14 protein-coding genes are annotated in these 16449 nt (G+C 69.5%); 1 reads left to right on the top strand and 13 read right to left on the bottom strand.

Translation table 11 applies throughout. The annotated features are described in order from the left end of the window. Positions 1-183: 183 nt before the first annotated feature. Positions 184-786 (top strand): hypothetical protein, encoded by a 603-nt coding sequence (locus tag OG776_RS19080; protein WP_148009967.1) that lies wholly within the window; start codon positions 184-186, stop codon positions 784-786. A 58-nt stretch (positions 787-844) separates the two neighbouring features. Here the strand turns inward: OG776_RS19080 and nuoN are convergent, their stop codons facing one another. The 13 genes from nuoN to OG776_RS19145 are packed head-to-tail and all read right to left on the bottom strand — an operon-like array spanning position 845 to position 16440. Next, a complete protein-coding gene (gene nuoN / locus OG776_RS19085; protein ID WP_148009966.1) occupies positions 845-2494 on the bottom strand; it encodes an NADH-quinone oxidoreductase subunit NuoN in 1650 nt (549 codons plus the stop codon). Next, entirely contained in the window at positions 2491-4062 is a 1572-nt protein-coding gene (locus OG776_RS19090) for an NADH-quinone oxidoreductase subunit M (protein WP_148009965.1), read from the bottom strand. Before OG776_RS19090 ends, nuoN begins: the two co-directional genes overlap by 4 nt. Positions 4063-4067: 5 nt before the next feature. Continuing rightward, entirely contained in the window at positions 4068-5987 is a 1920-nt protein-coding gene (gene nuoL, locus OG776_RS19095; protein ID WP_148009964.1) for an NADH-quinone oxidoreductase subunit L, read from the bottom strand. Positions 5988-6001: 14 nt separating this feature from the next. Further along, complete coding sequence (gene nuoK, locus OG776_RS19100) at positions 6002-6301, bottom strand: NADH-quinone oxidoreductase subunit NuoK (protein ID WP_018568277.1); 300 nt, start codon at positions 6299-6301, stop codon at positions 6002-6004. Beyond that, positions 6298-7116, bottom strand: a complete 819-nt coding sequence (locus OG776_RS19105; protein WP_148009963.1) for an NADH-quinone oxidoreductase subunit J — start codon at positions 7114-7116, stop codon at positions 6298-6300. The genes nuoK and OG776_RS19105 overlap by 4 nt, the downstream gene beginning before the upstream one ends. Beyond that, a complete protein-coding gene (gene nuoI, locus OG776_RS19110) occupies positions 7113-7715 on the bottom strand; it encodes an NADH-quinone oxidoreductase subunit NuoI (RefSeq protein ID WP_148009962.1) in 603 nt (200 codons plus the stop codon). Before nuoI ends, OG776_RS19105 begins: the two co-directional genes overlap by 4 nt. Continuing rightward, positions 7708-9090: an NADH-quinone oxidoreductase subunit NuoH gene (gene nuoH, locus OG776_RS19115; RefSeq protein WP_148009961.1), complete on the bottom strand. Its 1383-nt coding sequence runs from the start codon at positions 9088-9090 to the stop codon at positions 7708-7710. The genes nuoI and nuoH overlap by 8 nt, the downstream gene beginning before the upstream one ends. Next, positions 9087-11591 carry an NADH-quinone oxidoreductase subunit G gene (locus OG776_RS19120; RefSeq protein ID WP_148009960.1) on the bottom strand — a complete coding sequence of 835 codons (2505 nt, stop codon included), beginning with the start codon at positions 11589-11591 and terminating at the stop codon, positions 9087-9089. The genes nuoH and OG776_RS19120 overlap by 4 nt, the downstream gene beginning before the upstream one ends. After that, positions 11588-12973: an NADH-quinone oxidoreductase subunit NuoF gene (gene nuoF / locus OG776_RS19125; protein ID WP_148009959.1), complete on the bottom strand. Its 1386-nt coding sequence runs from the start codon at positions 12971-12973 to the stop codon at positions 11588-11590. Before nuoF ends, OG776_RS19120 begins: the two co-directional genes overlap by 4 nt. Beyond that, positions 12973-13782: an NADH-quinone oxidoreductase subunit NuoE gene (gene nuoE, locus OG776_RS19130; RefSeq protein ID WP_148010980.1), complete on the bottom strand. Its 810-nt coding sequence runs from the start codon at positions 13780-13782 to the stop codon at positions 12973-12975. The genes nuoF and nuoE overlap by 1 nt, the downstream gene beginning before the upstream one ends. Before the next feature lie 29 nt (positions 13783-13811). Next, on the bottom strand, positions 13812-15146 hold the full coding sequence (locus OG776_RS19135; protein WP_148009958.1) for an NADH-quinone oxidoreductase subunit D: 1335 nt from the start codon (positions 15144-15146) through the stop codon (positions 13812-13814). After that, positions 15143-15889 (bottom strand): NADH-quinone oxidoreductase subunit C, encoded by a 747-nt coding sequence (locus OG776_RS19140; protein WP_148009957.1) that lies wholly within the window; start codon positions 15887-15889, stop codon positions 15143-15145. The genes OG776_RS19135 and OG776_RS19140 overlap by 4 nt, the downstream gene beginning before the upstream one ends. Continuing rightward, positions 15886-16440, bottom strand: coding sequence for a NuoB/complex I 20 kDa subunit family protein (locus tag OG776_RS19145; protein WP_007383964.1), 555 nt, complete (start codon positions 16438-16440; stop codon positions 15886-15888). Before OG776_RS19145 ends, OG776_RS19140 begins: the two co-directional genes overlap by 4 nt. Positions 16441-16449: the final 9 nt, after the last annotated feature.

The raw sequence follows: 16449 nt of genomic DNA on the forward strand, positions 1-16449 counted from the left end.
CGGGTTCCGGAATCCGGCCCTCCCACTCACTCCGCCGCTGCCCGCGTTCCACCCGTTGGCCCCCTTCGTATGGCGGCCCCGCGCGGCGGCGGGACATGCTGCTCGGGCGGAGGGGAGCCGCAGCCGACGGACCGGCACGTCCCGCACGCCGCCGCTCCCCCTCTCCCGTCTAGGAGCCACCCCATGTCCCAGCGTCCGCTCAGGACCGCCCTCGCCCTCGCGACGGCCGTCACCGCGTCGCTCACCCTGGCCGCCGTGCCTGCCCCGGCCGCGGGCGGCCCCGTGGACCCGACGGCCGCACGGGGCCTGAGCAAGGCTTACGCGGCCAGCGCGAAGTACCTCGACGAGTCGGCCGCTCTCGCCGACGGCTACGTTCCCTATCCGTGCTCGGCGGACCCGGCGGGCCACGGCGCCATGGGTCACCACTACTTCAACGAGTCCCGCTACGGCTCCCTCGATCCGGCGAAGCCCGGCGCCCTGCTCTTCGAGGACGGGCCGGACGGCAGGCGCAGGCTGGCGGGGGTCGAGTGGATCGTGGTGGACGCGGACCAGAACCTGAAGACGTCGGGCGACCGGCCCTCGCTGTTCGGTCAGAAGTTCGAGGGCCCGATGCCGGGTCACTACCGGGGCATGCCGGTCCACTACGACCTGCACGTCTGGCTCTGGAAGCACAACCCCAACGGCCTGTTCAACCGGTGGAACCCCCGGGTGTCGTGTCCCAACGCCCCCTCGGCCCACAAGGCACAGGCGGGCCGGACGGACCACATGAGCCAGATGGGCCACTGAGAACGCCCCGGGCCCCGCTCCTGGGAGGAGGCGGGGCCCGGGGCGTTCCACGTGCCGGTCAGCGCACGAAGACGCCCGCCTGGTTCGCCAGGTCGAGGAAGTACTGCGGCGCGACGCCCAGCACCAGCGTGACCGCGACGCCGAACGCGATCGCCGTCATGGTCAGCGGCGAGGGCACCGCCACCGTCGGCCCCTCCGGCTTCGGCTCGCTGAAGAACATCAGCACGATCACCCTGATGTAGAAGAACGCGGCGATCGCGGACGAGATCACACCGACCACGACCAGCGCGCCCGCGCCGCCCTCCGCCGCCGCCTTGAACACGGCGAACTTTCCGGCGAAGCCCGAGGTCAGCGGGATGCCCGCGAAGGCCAGCAGGAAGACCGCGAAGACGGCCGCCACCAAGGGGGAGCGCCGTCCGAGGCCCGCCCACTTGGACAGGTGCGTCGCCTCGCCGCCCGCGTCGCGGACCAGGGTGACGACCGCGAAGGCCCCGATCGTCACGAACGAGTAGGCGCCCAGGTAGAAGAGGACCGACGAGACGCCGTCCGGCGAGGCCGCGATGACACCCGCGAGGATGAAGCCCGCGTGCGCGATCGACGAGTACGCCAGCAGCCGCTTGATGTCCGTCTGGGTGATCGCGACGATGGCGCCGCCCAGCATGGTGACGATCGCGACGGCCCACATGACCGGCCGCCAGTCCCAGCGCAGGCCCGGCAGGACGACGTACAGCAGACGCAGCAGGGCGCCGAAGGCGGCCACCTTCGTCGCCGCCGCCATGAAGCCGGTGACCGGGGTCGGCGCGCCCTGGTAGACGTCCGGCGTCCACATGTGGAAGGGCACCGCGCCGACCTTGAAGAGGAGGCCCATGACGACCATCGCGGCGCCGATCAGCAGCAGCGCGTCGTTGCCCATGGTGCCGGCGAGAGCCGGGTCGACGGAGGTGACCGTGCCGTCCACGACCTGCGCGATCCTGGCGTACGACACCGAACCCGCGTAGCCGTAGAGCAGGGCGATGCCGAACAGGGTGAACGCGGAGGCGAAGGCACCGAGCAGGAAGTACTTGACCGCGGCCTCCTGCGACATGAGCCGCTTGCGGCGGGCCACGGCGCACAGCAGGTACAGGGGCAGCGAGAAGACCTCCAGCGCGATGAACAGCGTCAGCAGGTCGTTGGCCGACGGGAAGACCAGCATCCCGCCGATCGCGAAGAGCAGCAGCGGGAACACCTCGGTGGTGGTGAACCCGGCCTTGACGGCCGCCTTCTCGCTGTCGCTGCCGGGCACGGAGGCGGCCTGTGCGGCGAACGAGTCGACGCGGTTGCCGTGGGTCTCCGGGTCGAGCCTGCGCTCGGCGAAGGTGAAGACGCCGAGGATGCCCGCCAGCAGGATGGTGCCCTGCAGGAACAGGGAGGGTCCGTCGACGGCGATCGCGCCCATCGCGGCAATGTGCGCCTTCGTCGTCCCGTATCCGCCCGCCGCCATCGCGACCACCGCGGCGAAGGCGGCGGCGAGCGCGACGACGGAGACGAACACCTGGGCGTAGTAGCGGGACCTCCGCGGGACGAAGGCCTCGATCAGGACCCCGACGAGGGCCGCCCCGATGACGATCAGGGTGGGCGACAACTGCCCGTATTCGATCTTCGGCGCGTCGATCTTCGTGATCGGCTCCGCCGCGGTTGTCCACAGGCTGTGGACGGCTGCTGCGCTCACTTGGCCGCCTCCACCTCGGGCTGGGGGTCCTTTTTGTGTACGTCCGACATGGTCTGCTGGACCGCGGGGTTGACGATGTCGGTGACGGGCTTCGGGTAGACGCCCAGGAAGATCAGCAGGGCGATCAGCGGGGCGACCACCAGGAGTTCGCGCACCCTCAGGTCGGGCATCTGTGCGACCTCGGGCTTCACCGGGCCCGTCATCGTCCGCTGGTAGAGGACGAGCGTGTACAGCGCGGCGAGCACGATGCCGAAGGTGGCGACGATGCCGACGACCGGGTAGCGCGTGAACGTGCCGACCAGGACGAGGAATTCGCTCACGAAGGGCGCGAGCCCGGGAAGCGAGAGGGTCGCGAGGCCGCCGACCAGGAAGGTACCGGCGAGCACCGGGGCGACCTTCTGCACCCCTCCGTAGTCGGCGATCAGACGCGAGCCGCGCCGCGAGATCAGGAAGCCCGCCACCAGCATCAGCGCGGCGGTCGAGATCCCGTGGTTGACCATGTAGAGGGTCGCGCCCGACTGGCCCTGGCTGGTCATCGCGAAGATGCCCAGGATGATGAAGCCGAAGTGGGAGATCGACGCGTACGCCACCAGCCGCTTGATGTCCCGCTGGCCGACCGCGACCAGTGCCCCGTAGACGATGCTGATCAGGGCGAGGACGAGGATGGCCGGGGTCGCCCACTTGCTGGCCTCGGGGAAGAGCTGGAGGCAGAAGCGGAGCATCGCGAAGGTGCCGACCTTGTCGACCACCGCCGTGATCAGGACCGCGACCGGGGCCGTGGCCTCGCCCATGGCGTTGGGCAGCCAGGTGTGCAGCGGCCACAGCGGGGCCTTCACCGCGAACGCGAAGAAGAAGCCCAGGAACAGCCAGCGCTCCGTGCTGGTCGCCATGTGCAGCGAGCCGTTGGCGCGGGCCTGCACGATCTCCTGGAGGGAGAAGTTCCCGGCGACCACGTAGAGGCCGATGACCGCGGCCAGCATGATCAGACCGCCGACCAGGTTGTAGAGGAGGAACTTCACCGCGGCGTACGACCGCTGGGTCGCCGCCACCTCGTCACCGTGCTCGTGGGCCTTGTCCCCGAAGCCGCCGATGAGGAAGTACATCGGGATCAGCATGGCTTCGAAGAAGATGTAGAAGAGGAAGACGTCGGTGGCCTCGAAGGAGATGATCACCATCGCCTCGACGGCCAGGATCAGGGCGAAGAAGCCCTGCGTCGGACGCCAGCGCCTGTTACCGGTCTCCTGCGGGTCGGCGTCGTGCCAGCCCGCGAGGATCACGAACGGGATCAGCAGCGCGGTCAGCGCCACCAGCGCCACCCCGATGCCGTCCACACCCAGCTCGTACCGCACCCCGAAGTCCTTGATCCAGGAGTGGGATTCGGTGAGCTGGTAACGGCTGCCGCCGGGGTCGAACCGTACGAGCACGACCGCGGCCAGGACGAGTGTGGCGAGCGAGACGAGCAGCGCCAGCCACTTGGCGGCGACCCGTCGCGCGGCCGGCACCGCGGCCGTGGCGACGGCTCCGAGGGCCGGGAGCGCCGCCGTCGCTGTCAGCAGAGGAAAGGACATCGGTATCAGACCGCCCTCATCAGCAGGGTCGCGGCGATGAGGACCGCCGCACCGCCGAACATCGAGACCGCGTAACTGCGGGCATATCCGTTCTGCAACTTGCGCAGCCGCCCGGAGAGGCCGCCCATCGAGGCGGCCGTGCCGTTGACCACCCCGTCGACCAGGGTGTGGTCGAGGTACACCAGGGAGCGCGTCAGGTGCTCCCCGCCGCGCACCAGCACGACGTGATTGAAGTCGTCCTGGAGCAGGTCGCGCCGGGCGGCCCGGGTGAGCAGCGAACCGCGCGGGGCGACGGCCGGGACGGGCCCGCGCCCGTACTGGAGGTAGGCGATCCCGGCGCCGACGACCAGGAGCACCATCGTGGCCAGCGTGACCGTGAGGGCGCTGACGGGCGAGTCGCCCTCCGAGTGCCCGGTGACCGGCTCCAGCCAGTGCAGGAAGCGGTCGCCGATGCTGAAGAGGCCGCCCGCGAAGACCGATCCGAAGGCCAGCACGATCATGGGGATCGTCATGGACCGGGGCGACTCGTGCGGGTGCGGCTCGTGGCCGTCCGCGTCCGGCTGCCAGCGCTTCTCGCCGAAGAAGGTCATGAGCATCACGCGCGTCATGTAGTACGCGGTGATCGCCGCACCGAGAAGGGCCGCGCCGCCGAGGATCCAGCCCTCGGTACCGCCCTTGGCGAAGGCTGCCTCGATGATCTTGTCCTTGGAGAAGAAGCCGGACAGGCCCGGGAAACCGATGATGGCGAGGTAGCCGAGGCCGAAGGTGACGAAGGTGACCGGCATGTACTTCCTGAGGCCGCCGTACCTGCGCATGTCGACCTCGTCGTTCATGCCGTGCATCACCGAACCGGCGCCGAGGAAGAGCCCCGCCTTGAAGAAGCCGTGCGTCACCAGGTGCATGATCGCGAAGACGTACCCGATGGGCCCGAGGCCCGCGGCGAGCACCATGTAGCCGATCTGCGACATCGTCGAGCCGGCGAGCGCCTTCTTGATGTCGTCCTTCGCGCAACCGACGATCGCACCGAACAGCAGCGTGACGGCGCCGACCACGGTGACGACCAGCTGCGCGTCGGGCGCGGCGTTGAAGATCGCGCCGGAGCGGACGATCAGGTAGACGCCCGCGGTGACCATCGTCGCGGCGTGGATGAGGGCCGAGACCGGGGTCGGGCCCTCCATCGCGTCCCCGAGCCAGGACTGCAGCGGCACCTGGGCGGACTTGCCGCAGGCGGCGAGCAGCAGCATCAGCGCGACCGCGGTGAGCTTGCCCTCGGTGGCGCCCCCGACCAGCCCGGGGTGTTCCTCGGTGCCGAGCACCGGCCCGAAGGCGAAGCTGCCGAAGGTGGTGAACATCAGCATGATCGCGATCGACAGGCCCATGTCGCCGACGCGGTTGACCAGGAAGGCCTTCTTCGCGGCGGTGGCGGCGCTGGGCTTGTGCTGCCAGAAGCCGATCAGCAGGTACGAGGCGAGGCCCACGCCCTCCCAGCCGACGTACAGCAGCAGGTAGTTGTCCGCGAGGACGAGCAGCAGCATGGCCGCGAGGAACAGGTTCAGATAGCCGAAGAAGCGGCGACGCCGCTCGTCGTGCTCCATGTAGCCGATGGAGTACAGGTGGATCAGCGAGCCGACGCCCGTGATCAGCAGGACGAACGTCATCGACAGCTGGTCGAGCTGGAAGGAGACGTCCGCCCGGAAGCCCGCTACGGGGATCCAGCTGAACAGGTGCTGGCTCAGGGACCGGTCGGCGGCGCTCTTGCCCAGCATGTCGACGAAGAGGACCGCGCCGATCACGAAGGAGGCCGCCGCGAGCGCCGTACCGATCCAGTGGCCGACGGCGTCGAGCCGACGGCCGCCGCACAGCAGTACGGCCGCTCCGAGCAGGGGCGCCGCTACCAGCAGCGCAATCAGGTTGTCTGTAGTCACGGTTCAGCGACCCCTTACAGCTTCATCAGGCTGGCGTCGTCGACCGAGGCCGAGTGGCGGGAACGGAACAGCGACACGATGATCGCGAGCCCGACCACGACCTCCGCGGCGGCGACGACCATCGTGAAGAAGGCGATGATCTGGCCGTCGAGATTGCCGTGCATACGGGAGAAGACGACGAACGCGAGGTTGCAGGCGTTGAGCATGAGCTCGACGCACATGAACACCACGATCGCGTTACGCCGGATCAGCACGCCGGTGGCGCCGATCGTGAACAACAGGGCGGCGAGGTAGAGGTAGTTGACCGGATTCACTTGGACGCCTCCTCCGTCTTCGTCCGCTCCAGGCGCTCTTCGGCGCGCTGCTCCAGGGCCTTCAGATCGCTCAGTGCCTCGGTCGACACGTCACGGACCTGACCGCGGTCCCGCAGCGTCTTGTTGACGGTCAGCTCCGAGGGGGTGCCGTCCGGGAGGAGACCCGCGATGTCCACCGCGTTGTGCCGGGCGTAGACACCCGGGGCCGGCAGCGGCGGCAGGTGCTTGCCCTCCCGCACCCGCTGCTCGGACAGCTCGCGCTGGGTCTTGGGGCGCTCGGTGCGCTCGCGGTGCGTGAGCACCATGGCGCCGACGGCGGCCGTGATGAGCAGCGCGCCGGTGATCTCGAAGGCGAACACGTACTTCGTGAAGATGAGGGCCGCGAGACCTTCCACGTTGCCGTGGGCGTTGGCCTTGCCCACGCCGTTGAACTCCGTCAGGGACGCGTTGCCGATGCCCGCGAGCAGCAGGACGCCGAAGCCGAGACCGCAGGCCAGGGCCAGCCAGCGCTGCCCCTTGATGGTCTCCTTCAGGGAGTCCGCCGCGGTGACACCGACGAGCATGACCACGAACAGGAACAGCATCATGATCGCGCCGGTGTAGACGACGATCTGCACGACGCCCAGGAAATAGGCGCCGTTGGCGAGGTAGAACACCGCCAGGACGATCATGGTCCCGGCGAGGCAGAGGGCGCTGTGCACGGCCTTCTTCATGAAGACGGTGCACAGGGCGCCGATCACGGCGACGGTGCCGAGCACCCAGAACTGGAAGGCCTCTCCGGTGGAGGTGGAGTAGGCGGCGAGCTGCGCGCTCATGCGTCCACCCCCTCCTCATGGGGCTTCTCGCCCTTGGAGACGGCCACTTGGCGCACGGTGCCGGGCGCCGCCTCCGTGACGAGGCCCCGGTAGTAGTCCTGCTCGTCCGTCCCGGGGAAGATCGAGTGCGGTGACTCGACCATGCCCTCCTCGAGACCGGCGAGCAGCTGCTCCTTGGTGTAGATGAGGTTGGCGCGGCTGCTGTCCGCGAGCTCGAACTCGTTCGTCATCGTCAGCGCGCGGGTGGGGCACGCCTCGATGCACAGACCGCACAGGATGCAGCGCGCGTAATTGATCTGGTAGACGCGGCCGTAGCGCTCACCGGGCGAGTAGCGCTCCTCCTCGGTGTTGTCCGCGCCCTCCACGTAGATGGCGTCCGCGGGACAGGCCCACGCGCACAGCTCGCACCCGACGCACTTCTCCAGGCCGTCCGGATGGCGGTTGAGCTGGTGCCGGCCGTGGAACCGCGGGGCCGTGGTCTTGTGCTGCTCCGGGTACTGCTCCGTGAGCCGCTTCTTGAACATGGCCTTGAAGGTCACACCGAAGCCGGCGACGGGGTTCTGGAAACCGGGTTTGGTCTCCTTCGGCTCCTCAGACATCGGACCCCTCCTTTCCGTCACGAGATCCGCCGTTCGATCCGTCACTCACAGTGTCGGACCCACCACTGACAATCAACTCCCGCTCACGGCGCGGGCGGCGCCGCGGCACCGGCGGCAGCTCCTGCCCCGGCAGCGGCGGCACCGGGAATCCACCGGCCATCGGGTCGAAGGCGGGGGGCTCGGCGGCCGCCTCGCCGGCCTCGGGCTTCGCACGGAAGACGTCCGCGGCGAACGAGATCAGCAGCAGGACGAGGACACCGCCGCCGACGTACAGCGCGATGTCGGCGAAGTCGTAGTGCTGGTTGCGCAGGGTCCGCACGGTCGCGACGAGCATCAGCCACACCACGGAGACCGGGATGAGGACCTTCCAGCCGAGCTTCATCAGCTGGTCGTAGCGGACGCGCGGGAGCGTGCCGCGCAGCCAGATGAAGAAGAACAGCAGCAGCTGCACCTTCACCACGAACCAGAGCATCGGCCACCAGCCGTGGTTGGCGCCCTCCCAGAAGGTGCTGATGGGCCACGGGGCCCGCCAGCCGCCGAGGAACAGCGTGGTCGACACGGCCGAGACCGTCACCATGTTCACGTACTCGGCGAGCATGAAGAGCGCGAACTTGATGGACGAGTACTCGGTGTTGAAGCCGCCGACGAGGTCGCCCTCGGACTCCGGCATGTCGAAGGGGGCGCGGTTGGTCTCGCCGACCATCGTGATGATGTAGATCACGAAGGAGACCGGCAGCAGCAGGACGTACCAGCGGTCGTGCTGCTGCTCGACGATCGTCGAGGTGGACATCGACCCGGAGTAGAGGAACACCGAGGCGAACGCGGCGCCCATGGCGATCTCGTAGGAGATCATCTGCGCGCAGGAACGCAGTCCGCCGAGGAGCGGGTAGGTCGATCCGGAGGACCAGCCGGCGAGCACGATCCCGTAGATGCCGACCGAGGCGACCGCGAGGATGTAGAGCATCGCGATCGGCAGGTCGGTGAGCTGCATCGTGGTGCGGTGCCCGAAGATCGAGATCTCGTTGCCCGCGGGGCCGAAGGGGATCACCGCGATCGCCATGAAGGCCGGGATGGCCGCCACGACCGGCGCGAGGATGTAGACCACCTTGTCGGCGCGTTTGACGACGACGTCTTCCTTGAGCATCAGTTTGATGCCGTCGGCGAGCGACTGGAGCATGCCCCAGGGGCCGTGCCGGTTCGGTCCGATGCGCAGCTGCATCCAGGCGACGACCTTGCGCTCCCACACGATGGAGAAGAGCACGGTGATCATCAGGAAGGCGAAGCAGAAGACCGCCTTGACGACGACCAGCCACCAGGGGTCGCGGCCGAACATGGAGAGGTCTTCCGTGGCGAGGTACGACGTGTACGGCGTCATGCCTCCACCTCCTTGGGGGCCTCGGTGGCGAGCGTCGCCGGACCGATGCGGACGAGTGCGCCGGGCAGCGCCCCCGTGTCGGAGGCGACGCCCCCGCCTGCGGAATTCAGCGGGAGCCAGACCACGCGGTCGGGCATCTCGGTGACCTGCAGCGGGAGGGAGACCGTCCCGGCGCTGCCGGTGACGGCGAGGAGGTCGCCCTCCTTGACACCCGCCTCGGCGGCCGTGGCGGCCGACACGCGCGCGCGTGCCGCGTGCCGGGTCCCGGCGAGCGCCTCGTCGCCCTCCTGCAGCCGCCCCCGGTCGAGCAGCAGCCGGTGGCCCGCGAGGACGGCCTCACCGGCGGCGGGACGTGGCAGCGACGCCGCGATCTCGACGGGTTCGGCGGCCCGGGGACCGTCCCAGGCACCGAGCCGGTCCAGCTCGCCGCGCGCGGTGCGCAGGTCCGGCAGGCCGAGGTGGACGTCCATGGCGTCGGCCAGCATCTGCAGCACCCGCGCGTCGGTGGGCGCCAGGGTGCGGGTCATCTGGTCGGGCTTGAGCGCGGCCTCGAACAGGCGGGCCCTGCCTTCCCAGTTGAGGAAGGTTCCCGGTTTCTCGGTGACGGCGGCCACCGGGAGGACGACGTCCGCGTGCTCGGTGACGTCGCCGGGACGCAGTTCGAGCGACACCAGGAAGCCGATCTCCGAGAGCGCCGCACGCGCGCGTGCCGGGTCCGGCAGGTCGTCGACCTCCACGCCCGCCACCAGCAGGGCCTGCAGCTCGCCGGCCGCGGCGGCCTCGACCATCTGGCCGGTGTCGCGGCCGTAGCGGTGCGGGAGCTGGGCGACGCCCCAGGCGGCGGCGACCTCCTCTCGCGCGCGCGGGTCGGTCGCCGGACGTCCGCCCGGCAGCAGCGACGGCAGGGCGCCCGCCTCGATTGCGCCGCGCTCGCCCGCCCGTCGCGGGATCCACACCAGCGCGGCACCGGTCGCGGACGCGGCGCGTACCGCGGAGGTGAGCCCGCCGGCCACCGCGGCGAGCCGCTCGCCGACGACGATCACCGCTCCCTCGCCGCGCAGTGCCTCGGCGGCGACGGCTCCGTCGCCCTCCAGGCCGACGCCGCTCGCGAGGGCGTTCAGCCACTCGGTCTCGGTGCCGGGCGCCGCGGGTAGCAGCGTGCCGCCCGCCTTGGCCAGACCGCGTGTCGCGTGCGTGGCGAGCGAGAAGGTCCGCTGGCCGTGTCCGCGCCAGGCCTTGCGCAGCCGCAGGAAGACTCCGGGCGCCTCCTCCTCGGACTCGAAGCCGACGAGCAGGACCGCGGGCGCCTTCTCCAGGGATGTGTACGTGACGCCGGTGCCGTCGAGGTCCCGTCCCCGTCCGGCCACCCGGGCCGCCAGGAAGTCGGCCTCCTCGGCGCTGTGCACGCGCGCGCGGAAGTCGATGTCGTTGGTGTCGAGGGCCACGCGGGCGAACTTGCTGTAGGCGTAGGCGTCCTCGACGGTGAGCCGGCCGCCGGTCAGGACACCGGTCCGGCCCCGGGCCGCCAGCAGCCCCCGGGCCGCGGTCTCCAGGGCCTCCGGCCAGGAGGCGGGCTCCAGTTCACCGGAGGCGCCGCGGACCAGGGGCGTCTGCAGCCGGTCGCGCTGCTGCGCGTACCGGAAGCCGAAGCGGCCCTTGTCGCACAGCCACTCCTCGTTGACCTCGGGGTCGGGCGCCGCGAGGCGCCGCATCACCTTGCCGCGCCGGTGGTCGGTGCGCGTCGCGCAGCCGCCCGCGCAGTGTTCGCACACCGAGTGCGAGGAGACGAGGTCGAAGGGGCGGGAACGGAAGCGGTAGGCCGCCGAGGTCAGCGCTCCGACCGGGCAGATCTGGATCGTGTTGCCGGAGAAGTACGACTCGAAGGGGTCACCCTCCCCGGTGCCGACCTGCTGGAGCGCGCCGCGCTCGATCAGCTCGATCATCGGATCGCCCGCGATCTGGTTGCTGAACCGGGTGCAGCGGGCGCACAGGACGCACCGCTCGCGGTCGAGCAGCACCTGCGTGGAGATCGGGACCGGCTTCTCGTAGGTCCGCTTCTTTCCCTCGAAGCGGGATTCGGCGCTGCCGTGCGACATCGCCTGGTTCTGCAGCGGGCACTCGCCGCCCTTGTCGCAGACCGGGCAGTCCAGCGGGTGGTTGATGAGCAGGAGCTCCATCACGCCGTGCTGGGCCTTCTCGGCGACGGGTGAGGTGAGCTGTGTCCGCACCACCATCCCGTCCGTGCACGTGATCGTGCAGGACGCCATGGGCTTGCGCTGTCCCTCGACCTCGACGATGCACTGGCGGCAGGCGCCGGCCGGGTCGAGCAGCGGGTGGTCGCAGAAGCGGGGGATCTCGATGCCCAGCTCTTCCGCGGCGCGGATGACCAGGGTGCCCTTGGGCACGCTGATCTCGGCGCCGTCGATCGTCAGCGAGACGAGATCCTCCGGCGGAACCGCCGCCTCTCCCCCTCCCGAGGGAGCGCTGGTGGTCACCGTCATGCGTTCACCTCCGTGTGCTTGTCCGCCCAGGCCGTCGACCTGGCCGGGTCGAAGGGGCAGCCGCGGCCCGTGATGTGCTGCTCGTACTCCTCACGGAAGTACTTGAGCGAGGAGAAGATCGGCGAGGCGGCACCGTCGCCGAGGGCGCAGAACGACTTGCCGTTGATGTTGTCGGCGATGTCGCCCAGCTTGTCGAGGTCGGACATGACGCCCTTGCCGGCCTCGATGTCGCGCAGCAACTGCACGAGCCAGTAGGTCCCTTCGCGGCACGGGGTGCACTTGCCGCAGGACTCGTGCGCGTAGAACTCGGTCCACCGGGTGACCGCACGGACGACGCAGGTCGTCTCGTCGAAGCACTGGAGCGCCTTGGTGCCGAGCATGGAACCGGCGGCGCCCACGCCTTCGTAGTCGAGCGGGACGTCGAGGTGTTCCTCGGTGAACATGGGGGTCGAGGAGCCGCCCGGCGTCCAGAACTTCAGCCGGTGTCCCGCGCGCATCCCGCCGCTCATGTCGAGGAGCTGGCGGAGCGTGATGCCGAGCGGGGCCTCGTACTGGCCGGGGCTGGTGACGTGGCCGCTGAGCGAGTAGAGCGTGAAGCCCGGGGACTTCTCGCTCCCCATCGACCTGAACCATTCCTTGCCTTTGTGCAGGATTGCGGGAACTGACGCGATCGATTCGACGTTGTTCACGACAGTGGGGCACGCATAGAGCCCTGCGACGGCTGGGAAAGGGGGACGGAGCCGCGGTTGACCACGGCGGCCTTCGAGCGAGTCGAGCAGCGCGGTCTCCTCACCGCAGATGTACGCGCCCGCGCCCGCGTGCACGGTGAGCTGCAGGTCGAGGCCACTGCCCAGGATGTTCTCGCCGAGGTAGCCCGCCTCGTACGCCTCGCGTACGGCTTCGTGCAACCGCCGCAGCACGGGGACCACTTCACCGCGCAGATAGATGAACGCATGCGAAGACCGGATGGCGTAACACGCGATCACGATGCCCTCGATGAGGCTGTGCGGGTTCGCGAAGAGGAGTGGGATGTCCTTGCAGGTCCCCGGCTCCGATTCGTCGGCGTTGACAACTAGATAGTGGGGTTTTCCGTCGCCCTGCGGAATGAACTGCCATTTCATTCCGGTGGGGAATCCCGCGCCGCCCCGGCCGCGCAGACCTGAGTCCTTGACGTACGCGATCAGGTCGTCCGGCGACATGGCCAGGGCCTTGCGCAGTCCCTCGTACCCCTCGTGCCTCCGGTAGACGTCGAGGGTCCAGGACTCCTCCTCGTCCCAGAAGGCCGACAGCACAGGTGCGAGCAGCTTCTCGGGGCTGGTCCCGCCGTCACGCTCGAACGCGCTCGCGCGGGCGGTGCCCCCGTTCTCAGGTGCCAACGTCATCACTCCCCCTCCTCGGCTGTGGGACCCGCCGGGTGCGACGGATCGGAGGCCGACGTGTCCTGCGGCGCGTCGTGCGAGCTGAGGTGCTCGGCCGGCGGCTGGTCCTGCGGAGCGCCTCCGCCGCGCGGATGGACCACGCGTGCGGCGCCACTCTCCCCCTTGGCCAGGCGCAGGCCGATCAGCGAGGCGGGGCCCGCGCCGCCGCTCGCCTCGACGGCACCGGGGCGCTCGTCGGGGAAGCCCGCCAGGATCCGGGCGGTGTCCTTGAAGGTGCAGAGGGGGGCGCCACGGGTGGGCTCGACCACCGCTCCCGCGCGCAGCTCGTCGACGAGGCGCTTCGCGGAGTCCACGGTCTGGTTGTCGAAGAACTCCCAGTTGACCATCACGACGGGTGCGAAGTCGCAGGCCGCGTTGCACTCGATGTGTTCGAGGGTGACCTTGCCGTCACCGGTGGTCTCGCCGTTGCCGACGCCGAGGTGGTCCTGCAGGGCCTCGAAGATGGCGTCGCCGCCCATGACCGCGCACAGGGTGTTGGTGCACACCCCCACCTGGTAGTCACCGCTCGGCTTGCGCCGGTACATCGAGTAGAAGGTCGCGACCGCGGTGACCTCGGCGGTGGTCAGGCTCAGCACGTCCGCGCAGAACTGCATCCCCGTGCGCGTGACATGGCCCTCCTCCGACTGCACGAGGTGCAGCAACGGCAGGAGCGCCGAGCGGGAGTCCGGATAGCGCGCGACGATCTCGCGCGCGTCCGCCTCCAGCCGGGTCCGAACGTCGTCCGGGTAGTCGGGCGCGGGCAGTCGGGGCATGCCCAGGCTGACGCCCTCGGGGGTGGTGGTCACCGGTCGACGCCTCCCATCACGGGGTCGATGGACGCGACGGCGACGATGACGTCGGCGACCTGGCCGCCCTCGCACATCGCCGCCATGGCCTGCAGGTTGGTGAAGGACGGGTCCCGGAAGTGGACCCGGTAGGGCCGGGTGCCTCCGTCGGAGACGGCGTGCACCCCGAGCTCGCCCTTGGGCGACTCGACGGCCGCGTACGCCTGGCCCGGCGGGACGCGGAAGCCCTCGGTCACCAGCTTGAAGTGGTGGATGAGGGCCTCCATGGAGGTGCCCATGATGTTCTTGATGTGGTCCAGGGAGTTGCCCAGACCGTCGGGGCCGAGCGCGAGCTGCGCGGGCCAGGCGATCTTCTTGTCGGCGACCATGACCGGGCCCGGCTGCAGCCGGTCCAGGCACTGTTCGACGATGTGCAGCGACTGGCGCATCTCCTCCAGGCGGATCAGGAAGCGCCCGTAGGAGTCGCAGGTGTCGGCGGTCGGGATCTCGAAGTCGTACGTCTCGTAGCCGCAGTACGGCTGGGACTTGCGCAGGTCGTGCGGCAGGCCGGCCGAGCGCAGGACGGGTCCGGTGGCGCCGAGGGCCATGCAGCCGGCCAGATCGAGGTAGCCGACGTCCTGCATACGGGCCTTGAAGATGGGGTTCCCGGTGGCGAGCTTGTCGTACTCGGGGAGGTTCTTCGTCATCTTCTTCACGAACTCGCGGATCTGGTCCACCGCGCCGGGCGGCAGGTCCTGGGCGAGTCCGCCGGGGCGGATGTACGCGTGGTTCATCCGCAGGCCGGTGATCAGCTCGTAGATGTCGAGGATCAGTTCACGGTCGCGGAAGCCGTAGATCATGATCGTGGTGGCGCCGAGCTCCATGCCGCCGGTGGCGATGCACACCAGGTGGGAGGAGAGCCGGTTCAGCTCCATCAGGAGCACACGGATGATCGAGGCGCGGTCCGGGATCTGGTCCTCGATGCCGAGGAGTTTCTCGACCGCGAGGCAGTACGCCGTCTCGTTGAAGAACGGCGTCAGGTAGTCCATCCGCGTCACGAACGTGGTGCCCTGGGTCCACGTGCGGAATTCGAGGTTCTTCTCGATGCCGGTGTGGAGGTAGCCGATACCGCAGCGGGCCTCGGTGACCGTCTCGCCGTCGATCTCCAGGATGAGCCGGAGCACGCCGTGCGTGGACGGGTGCTGCGGGCCCATGTTGACGATGATGCGTTCGTCGTCGGACTTCGCCGCGGACTGCGCGATCTCGTCCCAGTCGCCGCCGGTGACGGTGTAGACGGTGCCCTCGGTCGTCTCGCGGGCGGATGCGGCAGAAGAAGGGGTCTGCGTGCTCATGAGTACGACCTCCGCTGGTCCGGAGCCGGGATCTGGGCGCCCTTGTACTCGATGGGGATGCCACCGAGGGGATAGTCCTTGCGCTGCGGGTGGCCCTGCCAGTCGTCCGGCATCATGATCCTTGTCAGCGCCGGGTGACCGTCGAAGACCAGGCCGAAGAAGTCGTACGCCTCGCGCTCGTGCCAGTCGTTCGTCGGATAGACGGGGACGAGCGACGGGACGTGCGGGTCGGCGTCGGGGGCACTGACCTCGACGCGGATCAGCCGGTTGTGGGTGATCGAGCGCAGGTGGTAGACGGCGTGCAGCTCGCGGCCCTTGTCGCCGGGGTAGTGCACTCCGCTCACGCCCGTGCACAGTTCGAAGCGGAGGGCCGGGTCGTCACGGAGGGTCTGGGCGACCCTGACCAGGTACTCGCGTTCGATGTGGAAGGTGATCTCGTCGCGGTCGACGATCGTCTTCTCGATCGCGTTCTCGGGGACGAGTCCCTGTTCCTCCAGGGCGCCCTCCAGCTCGTCGGCGACCTCGTCGAACCAGCCGCCGTAGGGACGGGAGGCAGGGCCCGGCAGCCGGACGGAGCGGACCAGGCCGCCGTAGCCGGAGGTGTCGCCCCCGTTGTCGGCGCCGAACATGCCGCGCTGGACGCGGATCTCCTCACCGCCGTCGCCGCGCTGGCCGGGGAGGTTGGACGCGCCGAGGTCCTTCTCCGGGTTCACGCCGTTGCCGGCGCCGTTCGCGTCGCTCACCGCAGCAGGCCCTTCATCTCGATGGTGGGGAGCGCCTTGAGCGCCGCTTCCTCCGCCTCGCGGGCCGCCTCCTCGGCGTTCACGCCGAGCTTCGAGGACTGGATCTTCTGATGGAGCTTGAGGATCGCGTCCATCAGCATCTCGGGCCGCGGCGGGCAGCCGGGCAGATAGATGTCGACCGGAACGATGTGGTCGACCCCCTGCACGATGGCGTAGTTGTTGAACATCCCGCCCGACGAGGCGCAGACGCCCATGGAGATCACCCACTTGGGGTTGGGCATCTGGTCATAGACCTGCCGCAGAACCGGCGCCATCTTCTGGCTGACGCGCCCGGCGACGATCATGAGGTCCGCCTGGCGCGGTGACCCGCGGAAGACCTCCATGCCGAAGCGCGCCAGGTCGTAGCGGCCCGCGCCGGTCGTCATCATCTCGATGGCGCAGCACGCGAGTCCGAACGTGGCGGGGAAGACGGACGCCTTGCGCACCCAGCCCGCGGCCTGCTCGACCGTGGTCAGCAGGAATCCGCTCGGCAGCTTTTCTTCGAGTCCCATGCTTAATGG

This window comes from Streptomyces sp. NBC_01689 (assembly GCF_036250675.1).
GTDB lineage: Bacteria > Actinomycetota > Actinomycetes > Streptomycetales > Streptomycetaceae > Streptomyces.